Source organism: Gilvimarinus xylanilyticus, assembly GCF_024195295.1.
Lineage (GTDB): Bacteria > Pseudomonadota > Gammaproteobacteria > Pseudomonadales > Cellvibrionaceae > Gilvimarinus > Gilvimarinus xylanilyticus.
In genome coordinates this window covers 85,798-102,113 of record NZ_JAMFTH010000003.1, presented here as the reverse complement: position 1 = coordinate 102,113, position 16,316 = coordinate 85,798, and the positions used below count along the sequence as shown (strand labels likewise).

Here is a 16,316-nt window from a genome sequence, read left to right as displayed (position 1 = left end):
TACCTCTGAGAGCATCACAGTGACCAGCCAATCCGACATCGCCAAGTTGCGCAATATCGCCATTATCGCCCACGTTGACCACGGCAAAACTACCCTGGTAGATAAGCTGCTGTCCCAGTCCGGCACTCTGGATCGACGCGACGAAGGTGCCGAGCGCATCATGGACTCCAACGATCAGGAAAAAGAGCGCGGCATTACCATTTTGGCGAAAAACACCGCCATTCGCTGGAACGATTACCGCATCAATATCGTGGATACCCCCGGGCACGCCGATTTCGGCGGTGAGGTAGAGCGTGTGCTGTCGATGGTTGATTCGGTTCTGCTGTTGGTAGACGCCGTAGACGGCCCCATGCCGCAAACTCGTTTCGTTACTGCCAAGGCTTTTGAAAAAGGCCTGAATCCCATTGTGGTTATCAACAAGGTCGACCGCCCCGGCGCTCGCCCCGATTGGGTGATGGATCAGGTGTTCGATTTGTTTGACCGTTTGGGCGCTACCGATGAGCAGCTGGATTTCCCGATTATCTACGCCTCAGCCTTGAATGGCGTGGCCGGCCCCGAGGCCGACGAGCTGGCCGACGACATGACTCCGCTGTTTCAAATGATTACCGAGCATGTGCAGCCCCCCGAGGTGGACATGGACGGCCCCTTCCAGATGCAGATTTCAGCGCTGGATTACAACAGCTATGTGGGCGTTATTGGTATTGGTCGCATTAAGCGCGGTCGTCTGTCGCCCAATCAGCAGGTGGTGGTGGCCAAGCGCGAAGGCGACACCAAGAAGGCTAAGGTGTTGCAAGTGATGGGTTATCACGGCCTGGAGCGGGTGGATACGGATCTGGCTACCGCCGGTGATATCGTGTGTATTACCGGTATCGATGGTCTGGATATCTCCGACACCCTGTGTGCACCCGACACCATTGAAGCGCTGCCGTTGCTGACGGTAGACGAGCCCACCGTGAGCATGACCTTCCAGGTCAACGACTCGCCTTTTGCCGGTAAAGAGGGTAAGTATGTCACCAGCCGCAATATTCGCGAGCGTCTGGATCAGGAGCTGATTCACAATGTGGCGCTGCGCGTACAGCAGGGTGACAGCCCCGACAAGTTTGTGGTCTCCGGGCGCGGTGAGCTGCACTTGTCGGTTTTGATTGAAAATATGCGTCGCGAGGGCTTCGAGCTGGGCGTATCCCGCCCCGAGGTTATTCAGCGTGAAGTAGACGGCGAGATCCACGAGCCCTATGAGCAGGTGGTTATCGATGTGGAAGACCAGCACCAGGGCAGCGTGATGGAAGAGCTGGGCCTGCGTCGCGGCGAAATGACCAATATGGAGCCCGACGGCAAAGGTCGCGTGAAATTGGAGTTTTTGATTCCCTCGCGCGGCTTGATCGGCTTCCGTGGTCAGTTCCTGACCATGACCTCCGGTTCGGGCATTATGACCAGTATCTTTGATCACTATGGCCCGGTTAAGGCCGGCGAGGTAATCAGCCGCCACAATGGTGTGCTGGTGTCTATGGTGAAGGGCAAAACCCTGGCCTACGCCCTGTTTAATCTGCAGGATCGCGGTCGTCTGTTTTTGGGCCATGGCGAAGATATCTACGAAGGTCAAATTATCGGCATCCATTCGCGCGATAACGACCTGGCGGTTAATCCCACCAAAGCCAAACAGTTGACCAACGTGCGCGCCGCCGGTACCGATGAGGCCCTTACTCTGACACCGCCCATTCAGCACACCCTGGAGCAGGCGCTGGAATTTATCGAAGACGACGAGCTGGTGGAGGTGACTCCGGAATCTATTCGTCTGCGTAAAAAACTGCTGACCGAAAACGAGCGTAAACGCGCTAAGAAGTAAGGCCGGTTAACGGCAACCGGAAAACGGTTGACGGAATCCCGAAGCCCCGCTGGCACCGCCTGTGGGGCTTTTTTGTGCCTGGTGGCAAAGGCTGGCGCTACCCGGCACCATGATCAGGTCTCACTTTTCAACGGGAGTCCCACTTTCGCTATTTGTCGGATGTGGGCTGATTTTGGGTGCGGAACTTGGTTTCATTGCCCAAAATAAAGAGGTAATCCCTATGAAGTTAAAGCCTGCCGCCTTGGCACTTTTGTGCGCCGTGTCTTCCTCAAGCTTTGCCGCCGCTAACGGCCCTAAAGATGTCGATATTGTAAAAACCGATGGTGTCTACCAGCTGCTAGTCGATGGTGAGCACTACAGCGTTAAGGGAGTAGGGTTTGGAGGGGCGAATTTGGATCTCCTGCCATTACTGACGCAGATTGGCGGCAACAGTATTCGCACCTGGAGCACCAACAATGCCGATAAGATTCTCGCCCGCGCCGCCGAGTTGGATATTATGGTGGCCCTGGGTTTCGATACCCAAAAAGAACTCCATGGCTTTGATTACAACGACGAGGAGGCGGTAGCCGCTCAGTTCGAGCGTTTTAAAGCGGTGGTGCAGCGCTACAAAGATCACCCCAATCTACTTGCCTGGGTGGTCGCCAATGAGCCCAACTTGCTGTTCGATGAAGATGGCTCCACCAAGGCGGTAAACCCTAAGGTGTATCAGGCTATTAACGAGATGATTGAGTATGTCCATCGGGAAGATCCCAACCACCCGGTAACTTACAGTTTTGCCGGTGCTTCCAAGGCGCAGATTGATACCGCCCTGCAATACACCCCCGAAGTCGACTTTATTTCGGTACAGCTTTACGCCGATGTAGCGAACCTGCCCCATATTATCCAGCAGCTGGAGGTGGATAAACCATTTATGGTGACCGAGTACGGCGCTATCGGACACTGGGAGCGACCCACGACCGAATGGGGCCGCGAGATAGAGGAGCCCAGCGGGGTTAAAGCGCAAAGTTTTGCCCGGCGAATGCAAAGCGCGTTTGATGGCAACCCCACCGGCAAAGTCATCGGCGGCTACGCCTTTTTGTGGGGGCAGAAACAAGAGCGAACCCCCACCTGGTATGGCATGTTTAACCCCGATGGCAGCGCCAACGCCCGTGTGGATGAGCTGGCGCACTATTGGACCGGGACCTACCCCGATAATCGCGCGCCCCTGGTTAAGTCGCTTTACCTCAACAATCAGCGTCCAGCCCAAAGTGTGATCGTAGAGCCGGGGCAAACGATGACTTTTACCCTGGATGTAAGCGACCCGGATGGCGACCCGCTGGAGTACCAATGGGAAATGCTGCAGGAAGTTGCACAGCGCAGCCAGGGCGGCGCCCATGAAATACGCCCGGACGCCATTGCCATGGATGTTCTTAAAAAGCCTGAAGGGCAATTGATTATTCGCGCGCCGAACGCCGAAGGTGAATACCGAATGTTTGCCTATGTATACGACGGCAAGGGCAAAGTGGGTAACGCCAACTTTCCTTTTTATGTTCGGCTAAAGAAATAGAGGCTCCTTAGCAAACTGTTGGTAAAGAAAAATTTTCTGTGGCTCTTTTCAGGAATAATAGTCCTGATTTAAATTGCTTTAAATTCCGCTTGTTTTTATGGCGAAGCAAGCGGAATTCGTAACCTTATTCCCTTCTTAAAAATGTCCTCTTGGTTGAATTATCGGTTCCATAGAGCTGCTTGTTTTATAAGTTGCTTTTTGTTATTTCCCGATGAAGCTCGCTGAGTGAATCTTCACTCTGTCTGTTATCGATACCATTTTTGTAGAGTGAAATTCCTGAATAACTTTGCAGTTTTTGTTAACGATAAAGCTGAAAGATATTCGCTATAAATTATTTTTCTTATCGAAAAAGTTGTTATCGATAACGTCTGACGCAAAAAATTACTATGTGGATTTATGAGAAAAATGCGGTCATTTTCTGTGATTGTTATCTCATAGTGAGGCGCGTGAAATTGTTTTTATACTTAATCACTTGGCTATACTGCCTGCTCGCATTGAATTGATTTTATTTTAATTCATTAAAGCGAACATAAATTTAATAAACTTCTCGTGCGATCACGGTAAATATTTTTGTTTAATCTCATTTGATTTTTGAGCTTTCTCGTTTTGCTGTGATGCCATGCTATGGAGAGTAACGATATGTACAAAGCAAGAAGACGTATTAGCTCTGCTGCCATTCTGGGGCTGGCCATTGCGGCAGTGGCCCAAGGCGCTACGGCGCAAAGTGCCAGCTGTAGTTACACAGTGAACAGTGATTGGGGCTCGGGTTTTACCGGGACCATTAACATTACCAACAACGGAAGTGAGCCCATTCAGGGTTGGAATGTTAACTGGCAATATGAAAATAACACGCTAGTTAATACCTGGAACGCTAATGTGAGTGGCACTGGATCATACAGTGCCTCTAATTTAAGTTGGAACGAAACCATCAACCCAGGGCAATCGGTTAGCTTTGGTTTTCAAGGGAATACCAACGGTTCATCGGCTGAGGTCCCCACGGTTAGCGGTGATGTGTGCGGCGATGGAACTTCGTCGTCCAGTTCTTCCAGCTCCTCAAGCACCTCGTCATCCAGCAGTTCTTCCTCAAGCAGCTCATCCTCCTCCAGTAGCTCGTCGTCCAGCTCATCCAGCGACACGCCCACTGATGGAACCTTCCGTGTAGACGATACCGGTAACATTACTAAGAATGGTGAACTGTTTCCGGTTAAGTGTTCTTCCTGGTTTGGTTTAGAAGGTCAGCACGAGCCACCAGATGCAGAAAACAATGCCGATGGTGCACCGATGGAATTGTATGTCGGTAACATGTGGTGGGTTGAGAGTGGACGAGATATTCAGCAAACCATGGATGAGATTACGGCGCAGGGTATTAACACCATCCGCCTGCCTATTGCACCGCAAACACTGGACCCCAACGATCCGCAGGGTCGCGGTGATATTCGCCAGGGCGGTGTTCTGAAAAACGCGCCTTCTGTGCGCCAGGATAATGCTCGCCAGGCTTTAGAAGACTTTATTGTTCAAGCCGATCAAAACGACATTCAAGTAATTATTGATATCCACTCCTGCTCTAACTATGTGGGCTGGCGCGCCGGTCGTCTGGATGCCACGCCACCCTACGCCGATAGAGATCGTGAGCACTACGAGTTTACCCGTGAAGGTTATTCGTGTGGCGTAGTGGACGATGACGGGGTCGTGGTTCACGAGTACAACGAGCAGCTTTGGTTAGAGGATCTGCAGGAAATTGCCGGCTTCTCCGAGCAGCTGGGCGTAGATAACATCATGGCTATCGATATCTTTAACGAACCCTGGGATTACACCTGGAGTGAGTGGAGCACCCTGGCGGAAAACGCGTATCAGGCGATTAACGAGGTTAACCAGGATGTTCTGGTGATGGTCGAAGGTATTGCCGCGGGCACCAGCGACGGTACCGATGTGCCCCACGGTAGCGAAGATACCAACCCCAACTGGGGGGAAAACTTTTATCCCTTGGCCGATGATCCGCTCAATATCCCCAAAGAGCGTTTGATTCTGTCGCCCCATACCTATGGTCCTTCGGTTTATGTTCAGCCGCAGTTTATGGATCCGGCCGAGCCCGAGTGTGATGGTCTGGAAGGGGATGAAGCCGGCGATGCCGATTGTAATATTGTGATTGATCCCAACCGCATTACTCCCGGGTGGGATGAACACTTTGGCTATCTGCGCGAGCAGGGCTATGCCATGGTAATCGGCGAGTTCGGTGGCTTCTTGGATTGGCCCACAGGGGCGCCGGTGCGCGATCGCGAGCGCTGGGACCACATTCAGACCAATGTCGACGAGCAGTGGCAAAACACTCTGGTTGATTATATGATCGAAAAGGATATTCAGGCCTGCTACTGGTCGACTAACCCGGAATCTGGAGATACAGGTGGCTTGTACAACCATGCCTATGATCCGGTATCCAATGAATCTGGTTGGGGAACCTGGGAAGGCTTTAACCAGCGCAAGTGGAATCTGCTGAATCGTCTTTGGCAGGACTAAAGTAAGTCTGATGACGATTAAGCCGGGCCCAGTGCCCGGCTTTTTTGTGGGCGAATGGTTGTTTGTTTTAATGCAGCGGTGTAATGGCGTGTAATTGCCGATTGTCCTCCGTCTGGCCTATTCTCAGCTCTGCCAATAGGTGGCAGGTACAGTCAAAGCGAGGTGGGGATGAACATTGCTCAGAAGAGTCCAATTCAGTTGGCGGTCGATTTTGAAAAGCATTTTGCTGGAATGTTAGAAGAAACCGCCATGAACCGGACCTTGCAGACGTTAGAAAACACCACCGAATCGCGTATGAAAGCCGCGGTCCCCTATGATGCCGAAGGTTCGCTTTCCAGTTTGATTTATTATGTGAAGGCCAAATGCCGCATTGAGGGCGGAAGAGTCTTTACCGGCTCTGTGTGGGGGCAAAGTTTTCCCGGCGGTGGCGCCCTTTATGGTGATGTGTATTTGGCCGATGGCAGTTCTATCGATGATCTGTATTGCCGCACTTGTGAATTCACTTATACGGCTACTCCCGATTACACCGCTTACTACTTCTTTGATTATAACAAAATGTTGTTGGGGCACTTTCAGGCGGGATCTGTCGGCAGTGTTTTTGGCGTGGGTAAAGGTGAAGGAATCTGGCGCTAAAATTGGATTGAATTAACCTGGACGCCTAAGGCGTCCAATTCTTTTCCCGCAGAATAACGCCGTCAAATAAGTAGGCTTTGCCTTTGCGGCATTGAAACGTGGTCATTTTTCCCGCAATACACACACTTATATTTTTCCCCCGCGCCCTCAGTAAGGCTACCTGATACGGCTTGATTATCGTATCTTGGTACGAGGCCCATTGCAGGCGATCGCTGTCATCGTAGGTTTTAACTTCGATGATGTCGGGCGTCTTATTAAAAAAAGTAACCGCACTGGGCTCGATTGAGTGCAGCAGTTCTAATCCTTTGATCTCGGTTTGTTCGTCCCTGCTCAAGGTTTGGTTGGCAAAACTAATGAGCATTTTGTGAAAGTCTCTTGGTATTGACGAGACAATCAGTATATTCAGGCCGTTAAAATATGCGATTACACGCCATTACAGTCTGCTAGTCGCTGTAGCTTTGCTTTATGGCGAGCACTTTTTCCTTCAGCTTTAAAAACAGCTCTACCAGGTGGGGATCAAAGTGTTTTCCCGCTTGCTCTTGCAGCAGCGCGAAGGCTTTGTCGGTGGGCCAGGCGTCTTTATAAGGGCGTTTGGAGGTCAGGGCATCGAAGACATCGGCTATCGCGACAATGCGGGCCTCAAGGGTGATGGCTTCGGCTTTTAAGCCCTGTGGGTAGCCTGAACCGTCCCACTTTTCGTGATGCTGCAGCGCCAGGGTGTGAGCCAGCTGAATCAGTGGCGAGGGCGAATTGCGCAGAATATTGGCGCCAATCTGGGCGTGCTCTTGCATTTGCGCAAACTCATCCTCGGTAAGCCGTCCGGGTTTGAGTAGGATTGCATCGGGAATACCGATCTTGCCCACGTCGTGCATGGGAGCCGCTTGGCGAATAAGTTCGGCATGGGACTCGCTCACGCCCGCAGCCAGAGCCAATAATTTACTGTAGTGGCTCATCCGCAGGATATGCTCGCCGGTGTCTTCGTCTTTGTATTCGGCGGCGCTTCCCAGGCGCTGAACCAAATCGATATGCGCCTGCTGCAACTGCTCGGCTTGCACCAGCGATAGTTGATTTTTTACTCGGGCGCGCACCAGCGAGGGTGTAATGGGTTTGGTAATATAATCAACCCCGCCCACTTCAAAGCCATTGTATTCATCATCCTGGTCGCTCATGGCGGTGACGAAAATGACCGGAATTTGGCGAGTGTCCGGGTTGGCCTTGAGTGTTTGGCAGACTTCAATACCGCTCATTCCGGGCATCATCACATCCAGCAGTATCAGCTGGGGTGGCTCTTGTTGCACCAGCGACAGGGCCGCTGGCCCCGACTTGGCAAAGGCAAGCTGGTAGTGCGGGGCGAGGACGGTCTGCATTACCTTAAGGTTTACCGGTTCATCGTCCACAATCAAAATGCGGGGGCTCTCGGAGCTTGGGGTCATGGCGGTGCTCCCTTGGGTGTGTCTGTGGTCAGCGTGTTTATCAGGCTTTCAACGCGCTCGATGGCAAGCTCGAAATCAAAATTCTCCAGCGCCTCACTAATAAGCTTACTCTGGTGTTGATGTTTTGTCCCTTCCAGGATGTTTAGTTGTTCCGCGAGCGTTTGGTCTATTTCTCCGCGACCAGCACAGCGTTTTAGCGCCTCTAGCAGGTCTATTATTGGCTCGCTCTGTAGCAAAGCGTCTCGCTCCTCTCGTGGGAGGTCCGCCGCTATGGGATTAAGCCTTTTTTGTATTAAGGTTAGTTCTTGGCTAATGCTTGCAAGCAGAGTTTCGTGTTCGTGAGCCTCGGCCTTTTCCAGGCAGGATAGCAAGTGCGCCAGTTGCATCAGTCCCAGGTTGCCAGCCAGCCCCTTAAAGGTGTGTAGTGTCTTTGCAAAATCTGGCCCACTGCGATGCGAACTGGTTTTATAGGCTTCCAATTCCGGCGCTCGGTCGCGCAAAAAAGCGTTAATTTCTTTACTTTGTCGTTCGCGGCTGCCCCACAAAAGTTCGCCGTGTTCGAAGTCTATGTGCGCCGCTGAGTGTACCGAGGGGGCAGGATCAAGCTCCTCGCTGGATAAGCTCAAAGCGCGCGCCATTTCGCCGTACAGTTGCTCGGGTTTGAGCGGCTTGTTGGCAAAGCCGTTCATTCCCGCCTTCTGCGCCGTTTCTTTGTCTTGGCTTAGAACACTGGCGGTAAGGGCAATAATGGGGGTCGGGCGGCGTCCTTGTTCTTGCTCGCGGGCGCGAATGGTTTGGGTGGCGACAATGCCGTCGCACTGAGGCATATGAATATCCATTAAAATAATATCGACATTATTTTTTTCATAGGCGCGCACAGCTTCAAATCCATCGTTCGCGCTCATGACTTTGTGTCCGCTGCGCGACAGCATAAGCGTTAGCAATTCCAGGTTTTGCTCAATATCGTCGACAATTAAGATATTTAACGGCGGCAGGGGCATGCTGGTGTGAGGGCGGTTGCGCGCCTGAGCCTCGGTGGGTTCGAGTGGTAAATCAAAGTAAAAGCAGCTGCCCTGATCGGGTTGGCTGCGGGCGTTAATCTTGCCGCCCATCAGCTCCACCAGTTGTTTGCTAATGGTGGTTCCCAGTCCGGTGCCACCAAAGCGGCGCGTGGTGGTATCGTCGGCTTGCTCGAAAGGGTTAAAAATTTCTTCCAGCCGTTCAGCGGCAATACCCACGCCTGTGTCCGAGATCGAGAAAACTATCCGGCCCTCGTGGTCGGGGCGAACGCTGACTGTCACCGCACCATCGTCGGTAAATTTAATGGCATTGCCAATTAGATTGTTGAGCACCTGGCGGATTCTGTGCGCGTCGCCCAGATATTGAGCGTGCAAACCGGCATCAAGTTCTAGGTTAAGAGCAATGGACTTTTGCTTTGCCAGCAACCAAAAAGTGGAAATGACTTCGTCCAATAACGAGTGCAGAGAAAAGGGCTCGCGGCTAATGCTGAGCTTGCCTTTTTCCAGTTTGGCCGAGTCCAGAATATCGTTAAGAAGATGCATTAACGATCGGGCGGAGCTGTTGATCGTGCTTAAATGTTTGCGCTGTTCTTGCTCAAGCGGAGCATCAAGCATGATGTCGCTAAAGCCCAGAATGGCGTTCATGGGGGTGCGGATTTCGTGGCTCATATTGGCCAGAAACGCCTGCTTGGCCTGGGCTGCTTGCTCGGCTTGTCGCTTGGCTTCTCGAAGTTTCTCTTCATGTCTATGGCGCTCGGTAATGTCCGTGAGCACTCCGTCTATCCATTTGGCTTCGCCAGAGTCGTCATAGCTAAAGCTGCCCTGATCGAGCACCCAGACAATGTCGCCACTTTTGTGCCAAATGCGGTATTCGCTCGAGTAGTTACTGCGTTTTTGCAGTGATGATTGCAAGCTGGCTTCAATGTGGGCGAGATCGTCACGGTGGATTAAATCGCCCATGTCCACCTTACGCTCGAGAAAGTCTGTTTGCTCATAGCCGGTCAATTCTTTAATGCTCGGGCTTGCGAAAAGCATTGGCCACTGAGAGCTGATTTCGCAGCGAAAGGCTACGCCAGGTAGGTTGTTCACCAGTGATCGGTATTGCTGTTCTTTTTCCAGCAGGGAGTCCTGGAGTGCTTTTTGTTCGCTTAGGTCGGTGATAAACGCTACATAGAGAGGCTTTAATCCCTTTTGTTTTACCTCACCTAGCCCCAGGCGAATAGGGATGGTTTGGCCCGCTTTATGACGCGCCAGGGTTTCTACATTGCGCCCCACATAGTGGGTAAAGTTGATGTTTGGGTCGGCGATCAGACAGAGGCTATCCTCGCTTTGATCGCCGTGGGTTAACAGGGTCAGGCTTTGCCCCATTAGTTCGGCCTCGCTAAAGCCCAAAATGGTTTCCGCCGCGCGGTTGGCGCTCAGCATTTGGCCGCGTTCGTTTAAGGTAATAATGCCGTCTACGGCGGTGGACAAGATCGCTTTAAGGCGCGACTCGCTGGCCGACTTCTCGCTAAGCATCATACGGTAACGCGCCAGGCCGCTAACGATCGCTACCAGTAGGGTCAACAATACGGTGCTGCCGGCAACGCTAAGCGCGATAAAGGATAAATCTGAATCCACCATCGCGCCGCGCGCTGACTGGGCGCTGGTATCAATAAATCGGGTGGCTACCATGCCCATGTAGTGCATCCCCGAGACCGCAAACCCCAGCACCACCGCACAAATAATACGGCTGTGAGAGGGGCTCAGGCTGGGGATATAGCGAGTCAAATAAAAGCGACAGAACAGCGCGCAAAACGATAGCAGTACCGCTACCACCACAGAAAGGCCAAATAATAACGGGTCGTAGCGCAGTAAAGGCGCTAACTCCATGGCGGCCATACCGCTGTAGTGCATGGTGCCGATACCGGCGCCCAGTAGCAGTGAACCGACGGCCACGGTAGTGCGGGTAATCTTGCGCGACAGTAAGACAATCGCGTACTGGCAAGAAATGTAGGCGGGCAAAAACGACAGAAAGGTAATGGTCGGGTCATATTCAATCTGGGTGCACAGTGAGAAAGCCAGCATGCCGATAAAGTGCATGCTCCAGATGCCCCCCGACATAATCAGAGCCGACGAAATTTTGACCGCTTGTCGGTAGGCCTTGATGGGCGTCTGTTTGGCTAGATCGAGCAGATATACGGTAAAGTATCCGGCAAAGATGGCAATGCCGATGGACAGTGCCACCAATCGGTAGTCGTAAACACCGCTTAAAACCAGACTGGGGTCTTGTTGGGTATAAAAAAAGCTGCTCAACATTGAGGTCGATCCGAGCCGTGGTGGCGTATTAGTGGGTGATCCGCGCGAGCGAGCCTCGCAGCTGCAGATAAAACGGGTTAGCGTTTTATCGCCGGTGTGCCAATTATAGTAAAAAATGTGCCATTCGAGGCGGTTTATCACTGCGTTTACTAAAAATGAGCGGTTTCTTACGGCAACATTTAATTGTTTAGGATTTTGACTGCATTGATACGGTGGCGGCGGCCAGATGGCTCATTGATAGCTCAGTGTTTGAACACGCAAAAACCAAGAGCCGCGGAGGGGAATAGACAGGTGGGGCTTGGGTTTTGGGAAGTGTGCTATCTAAGCTTGCGGTATCATTGTCATCGGGAACAAAACACAAGCAAAAATACAGAGATCTACAACCGTTGATAGATGGGAGATAAACATGAAGTATTGGCTTTCGGCAATGGCAGTGGTGGTAGCACTGGGGGGCTGCTCCAAGCACGACCCGCTGCACGATTCGATGGAGGACATGGGCGGCTCATTTAAAGCCATGCGCGACGCCCAGAGCGATGAGGCGCTGCAGTCTCAGTGGGCGAGCTTTAAAGAGGCGCTGGCGGTAGCCGAGGCGCAAAAAGTGGCGCCGGAAGATCAGGCCAAGTTCGACGAGGGTATGCAGAAGTTACAGGAAACGGTGGCTCAAATTGACGCCGCGCTTGCCGCAGGTGATATGGCCGCCGCCAAGCAGCAGTTTAAGGCGCTGGGCGAAACCCGCAAAGAGTATCACGATGCCTTGGGTGTTGATTAGGCCGCGCTGATCGCGTGCGCTTTAAACTGAGCGAATACGCGATCGCCTAAGGTTAGCGTAAGACGCTGCTGCGCGCTGGGAGTAATCAGGGCGTAGAGTGTCTGTTCCCGCCACTGTATTTCCACCAAAACACTGTTCGCGGCAATGGTCGACAGGGACTTTACGGTCCCCTCCAGGGTATTGGCAATACTGGATGGACCGGGCGCTTGACGCGCGACCGAGACCTCGTGCGCGGGTATTACCACTCGGTGGCAGTGAGGGGGCAGGGCGCCGGCCTCGAGGGCGACTCCCTGAACCAGAACTTCCCCGTCTGCAGCTGATACCGGTAAATCCAGTGGCCAGAGCGCCGCGGCCTGCTGCGGTTGTTGTATGGTGAAACGCCGGTGCGCCGATTCTATGCTGACCTGCTCGCCGCACTCCCATAAATAAACACTGTCGCACACGCTGTCGAAGTCCCGCTGACGGTGGCTGACCAGCAGCGCCGGAATGTGATGGTGGCGACAATACGTTCTGGCCGCTTGCAGTACCTGGGCGGTGGCGCCATCATCCAGCGCCGATACCGGCTCATCCAATACCAGCAGACGCCGGGCGCAGATCAGGGCGCATAGCAAGGCCACCCGCTGGCGCTCACCCCCCGACAGCACCTGGGTGTCGCGCCCCAGCAAGGGAGTAACGCCCAGCTCATTCGCCAGGCTCTGCCAGTCTTGTTTTTGATGTATTTGAGCCAGCTGATTAACCTGTTGGGCGACACTTTGCGCGGGCCATACTAAACCACCTTGCGCCGCCCAACCGATACCCCGCTGGCGCGGATGCAGGGCGTGTAGATTCTCCCCCTCACACCCTAAGCGGGCGTTATGCCCCGTTACCAAGTGGGTTAGCAGCTGAGTTTTGCCGCAGCCGGATGGGCCGCTGATGCCCACCCATTCGGTGGTTTGCCAATCCAGGCGGTGACGATCGAATTCAAGTTGCCACATGGCGACTCCGGCGCTGCCAGCCGTATAGCAGCAACAACAAAATAAACGAGGCGACCAACAGGCTGCCGGCAATCCTATGGGCGCGGGCGAAGTTGAGGGTTTCCACCTCATCGAACAGTAAAATCGATAAGACCTGGGTTTCGCCCGGAATGTTGCCGCCGATCATTAGCACCACGCCGAACTCCCCTATGGTGTGGGCAAAACCCAGAACGCCTGCGGTGATAAAGGCGTGTTTGCTGGCGGGAAAAATGAGCTGACGTAGCATTTGCAGCCGCCCCAGCCCCTGGCTGCTGCCGAGCTGCAGCAAACGCGAATCGATTTGCGCGAAGCTGGCACTGAGTGGCTGTACCACAAACGGCAGTGAGTAAATCACCGAGCCGATCACCAGGCCGCTAAAACGAAACGCCAGTCCGCCCTCGGTAAACTGGCCGATAAACCCTGTGGGCGAGAGCAAAATTAACAGATAAAAGCCCAGAACCGTGGGCGGCAGAATGAGCGGCAGCGCCACTACGGCCTCGCCCACTGTGCGCAGATGGCGAGCGCGCCCCCGCGCCAGCCACCAGGCCAGCGGTGTGCTGAGTAGCAGCAAAATGACGGTGCTTACGGCCGCGAGCTTAAAGGTGACCCAGAGCGCCTCAAGCATGAGTTACTCCACCGCCAAATAGCCGTGCCGGACAATCACTGCCCGCGCCTTGGGGGTGGCTAAAAATTCCAACAAGGCCGCTGCGGCAGGTTTATCGCTAAGCTGCATTCCGGCTTGGTTGAGGGTGACCGGTTCGGGCAAGGTGTACCAGTGTAATTCGGGGGCAAGCTGGGAAAAGCTTGCCGCCACCAGGGCGCAGTCCGCATTGCCTGTTACGGCATATTGCAGTGCGCCCGCGACCGACCCCGCCTGTACCTGGCGGGCCCGGGGGGCGGGTGCGGCGGATTCCAGCCACTGGGCGGCGGCAATGCCGTAAGGCGCGGTGCGGGTATTGGCCAGTGCCAGGGTGTGGGCCTTTAGCAAAGCCTCGTTCACCCCCTGGGCTGCGAAGCGGCAAGCGAGAATAAGCTGCCCGCGAACATAAAGCGTGGGTGGGTGGCCAATGCTGGCTTGATATATTTGCGCGGGAAATTTCTCGTCGGCGGAGAGAAAAACATCAAAGGGAGCGCCGTGCAGAATTTGCTGGGTGAGCGCGCCCGACGGTCCGCTGGAAAGGATCCAGGGGGTGTCGTATTGCTCATGCCACAGGGGCTCGAGCGCTTGCAGGGTGGGTTTAAAATTACTGGCAACGGCGAGCTTAAGTGACTCGCCGCCAAAGCACAGGGTGCTGGCAAACAGTAACAGGGCACACAGATAACGCATGGCTAGTATCTTTTTACAGGACAAAAGCGCCCGTAGGCGCCTCGGTATTTGTCCATTGTGCCATATTTGCTTGTCAGGCAACGTGGTGGGTTTTACTTTTCTCGCTGGACTTGGCGCTGCGTTTGGCCGATATGGGTTCCACCTTGCGCTGTTTTTCATACAAAAAGCGCAATACCGCACTGCGATAGTGGTTATAGTCGGCGTTGTCCGCCAGTGCCAGGCGATCGCGCGGGCGGGGTAAATCGACATCCAGAATTTCCCCGATGCTCGCGGCCGGGCCGTTGGTCATCATCACAATTCTATCCGACAGCAATACCGCTTCGTCCACATCGTGAGTAATCATAATCACGGTGTTGCCCAGCTCGGCCTGAATGTCCATCAGCGAATCTTGCAGGTGGGCGCGGGTAAGGGCGTCCAGTGCGCCGAAAGGCTCGTCCATTAGCAGTACCTGGGGCTCCATCGCCAGAGCCCGGGCAATGCCCACACGCTGTTTCATGCCACCGGAAATTTCGTCCGGTTTTTTGTGCAGGGCGTGGCCCATTTGTACCAGCTCCAGGTTGTGCTCAATCCATTCGCGCATCTCGGCGCGCGACTTGCTGCGACCGAACACGCGCTTTACTGCCAGCTCGACATTTTGGTAAGCGCTTAGCCAGGGCAATAGCGAGTGGTTTTGAAATACCACCGCCCGCTCGGGCCCGGGTTCGTTGACTTCACGGCCGTTAAGAACCACGCCACCGGTGGTGGCTTGGTATAGACCGGCGACAATGTTCAATACGGTCGACTTGCCGCAGCCCGAATGCCCAATGAGTGAGACAAACTCACCCTGTTTGATTTTTAAATTCACGTCCTGCAGGGCGCAGAAAGGCCCTTTGGGGGTGGGAAAGCTGATGCCTACCTGGGTCAATTCTAAATGCGTTTTGCTCATGGTGTGCTCCTAAAATGTGGTTAGCGAACGACAGCGCTCTTATCCCAGTTCACCCAGCTTTGCAGTAACAGCAGAGCGCGGTCGAGCAAAAAGCCGATAAAGCCAATCATTAAAACGGCGACGCAAATACGACCTAACGAGTTGGAAGAACCGTTTTGAAATTCGTCCCAAACAAATTTACCCAAGCCGGGGTTTTGCGCCAGCATTTCCGCGGCAATAAGTACCATCCAGGCTATGCCCAGAGACAGGCGAAGGCCGGTAAACATCATCGGAATGGCCGAGGGTAAAACGATGGTTTTCACATGGGTAAACCATCCCAGACGCAAAACCCGGCTGACGTTCTGTAAATCCTGGTTGATGCTGGCAACCCCGACAGCAGTGTTGATCATGGTTGGCCACAAACAGCACAGGGTGACGGTGACCACCGAGGTGATAAAACTTTTGGCCAGCATGGGGTCGTCGCTGACGTACACGGCACTGACCACCATGGTCACCAGTGGCAGCCAAGCCAGCGGTGACACGGGTTTAAAAATTTGAATAATCGGGTTGAGTGCGCGATAGGCGGTATTACTTAAGCCGATGCAAATGCCCAGCGGGATCGCAATGGCGGTGGCGAGAAAAAAGCCGGTCATTACGGTAATTAAACTGGTAATAATTTGATCGAAAAACGTGGGGCGACGATTGTGTTCGCGCCAGCGGACTTCGGCGTTGGGATCTTTCGCCAGTTTTTTCTCATTGCGTGCGTCCTGGCGCTCGTAAAAGGCCGCCTCGCGCTCGTTCTCGGCGCGATGTTCTGCAAGCAGGTTGTTCCACTGTTCTTTGACTTCGACCGGCCCCGGGAACTGTCCCAGGGAGGTGTCGACTTGTTGGGCTCCCAGGTGCCAGACGCCCAGAAACAGCAAAAGTCCTACCGCAGGAATTAACAGTGCTTTGAACAGAGCCTGAGCTTCTGCTTTGCCAAATCGCGCTGTGTCCCACTTTTGTTTGATGGCGATGGCTGGGTTCATAGCCTTATCC

The 16,316-nt window shown here is 53.6% G+C and carries 13 protein-coding genes; 5 read left to right on the top strand and 8 right to left on the bottom strand.

Annotated elements, in window-relative coordinates:
• Nucleotides 1-19 precede the first annotated feature (19 nt).
• The 4 genes from typA to M6D89_RS11010 all read left to right on the top strand — a co-directional run bounded on the left by typA (nucleotide 20) and on the right by M6D89_RS11010 (nucleotide 6,536).
• On the top strand, nucleotides 20-1,843 hold the full coding sequence (gene typA, locus M6D89_RS11025) for a translational GTPase TypA (protein ID WP_253968128.1): 1,824 nt from the start codon (nucleotides 20-22) through the stop codon (nucleotides 1,841-1,843).
• Nucleotides 1,844-2,063: 220 nt separating this feature from the next.
• Nucleotides 2,064-3,389 (top strand): glycoside hydrolase family 2 TIM barrel-domain containing protein, encoded by a 1,326-nt coding sequence (locus M6D89_RS11020; RefSeq protein WP_253968127.1) that lies wholly within the window; start codon nucleotides 2,064-2,066, stop codon nucleotides 3,387-3,389.
• 639 nt (nucleotides 3,390-4,028) lie between these two features.
• On the top strand, nucleotides 4,029-5,903 hold the full coding sequence (locus tag M6D89_RS11015) for a cellulase family glycosylhydrolase (protein ID WP_253968126.1): 1,875 nt from the start codon (nucleotides 4,029-4,031) through the stop codon (nucleotides 5,901-5,903).
• Between the two features lie 168 nt (nucleotides 5,904-6,071).
• Entirely contained in the window at nucleotides 6,072-6,536 is a 465-nt protein-coding gene (locus tag M6D89_RS11010; RefSeq protein ID WP_253968125.1) for a VapA/VapB family virulence-associated protein, read from the top strand.
• A gap of 25 nt (nucleotides 6,537-6,561) precedes the next feature.
• Here M6D89_RS11010 and M6D89_RS11005 read toward each other — a convergent pair whose 3' ends face one another.
• From M6D89_RS11005 to M6D89_RS10995, 3 genes are all read right to left on the bottom strand, one after another.
• Nucleotides 6,562-6,897, bottom strand: a complete 336-nt coding sequence (locus tag M6D89_RS11005; protein WP_253968124.1) for a calponin homology domain-containing protein — start codon at nucleotides 6,895-6,897, stop codon at nucleotides 6,562-6,564.
• Between the two features lie 82 nt (nucleotides 6,898-6,979).
• Entirely contained in the window at nucleotides 6,980-7,969 is a 990-nt protein-coding gene (locus tag M6D89_RS11000) for an HD domain-containing phosphohydrolase (protein WP_253968123.1), read from the bottom strand.
• Nucleotides 7,966-11,286, bottom strand: coding sequence for an MHYT domain-containing protein (locus M6D89_RS10995; RefSeq protein ID WP_253968122.1), 3,321 nt, complete (start codon nucleotides 11,284-11,286; stop codon nucleotides 7,966-7,968). The genes M6D89_RS11000 and M6D89_RS10995 overlap by 4 nt, the downstream gene beginning before the upstream one ends.
• Nucleotides 11,287-11,692: 406 nt before the next feature.
• On the opposite strand from M6D89_RS10995, the gene M6D89_RS10990 reads away from it, so the two are divergent.
• Complete coding sequence (locus M6D89_RS10990) at nucleotides 11,693-12,055, top strand: cytochrome b562 (RefSeq protein ID WP_253968121.1); 363 nt, start codon at nucleotides 11,693-11,695, stop codon at nucleotides 12,053-12,055.
• Here M6D89_RS10990 and M6D89_RS10985 read toward each other — a convergent pair.
• The 5 genes from M6D89_RS10985 to M6D89_RS10965 all read right to left on the bottom strand — a co-directional run bounded on the left by M6D89_RS10985 (nucleotide 12,052) and on the right by M6D89_RS10965 (nucleotide 16,306).
• Nucleotides 12,052-13,029 carry an ATP-binding cassette domain-containing protein gene (locus tag M6D89_RS10985; protein WP_253968120.1) on the bottom strand — a complete coding sequence of 326 codons (978 nt, stop codon included), beginning with the start codon at nucleotides 13,027-13,029 and terminating at the stop codon, nucleotides 12,052-12,054. The two genes, M6D89_RS10990 and M6D89_RS10985, sit on opposite strands and share 4 nt — an antisense overlap.
• Nucleotides 13,016-13,672 (bottom strand): molybdate ABC transporter permease subunit, encoded by a 657-nt coding sequence (modB, locus tag M6D89_RS10980; RefSeq protein WP_253968119.1) that lies wholly within the window; start codon nucleotides 13,670-13,672, stop codon nucleotides 13,016-13,018. Before modB ends, M6D89_RS10985 begins: the two co-directional genes overlap by 14 nt.
• 3 nt (nucleotides 13,673-13,675) lie before the next feature.
• Nucleotides 13,676-14,374 carry a molybdate ABC transporter substrate-binding protein gene (gene modA / locus M6D89_RS10975; RefSeq protein ID WP_253968118.1) on the bottom strand — a complete coding sequence of 233 codons (699 nt, stop codon included), beginning with the start codon at nucleotides 14,372-14,374 and terminating at the stop codon, nucleotides 13,676-13,678.
• A 73-nt stretch (nucleotides 14,375-14,447) separates the two neighbouring features.
• Nucleotides 14,448-15,299, bottom strand: coding sequence for an ABC transporter ATP-binding protein (locus tag M6D89_RS10970; RefSeq protein WP_253968117.1), 852 nt, complete (start codon nucleotides 15,297-15,299; stop codon nucleotides 14,448-14,450).
• A 20-nt stretch (nucleotides 15,300-15,319) separates the two neighbouring features.
• The gene (locus M6D89_RS10965; protein ID WP_253968116.1) at nucleotides 15,320-16,306 is read right to left on the bottom strand and encodes an ABC transporter permease; all 987 of its coding nucleotides are present in this window, start codon (nucleotides 16,304-16,306) and stop codon (nucleotides 15,320-15,322) included.
• Nucleotides 16,307-16,316 lie beyond the last annotated feature (10 nt).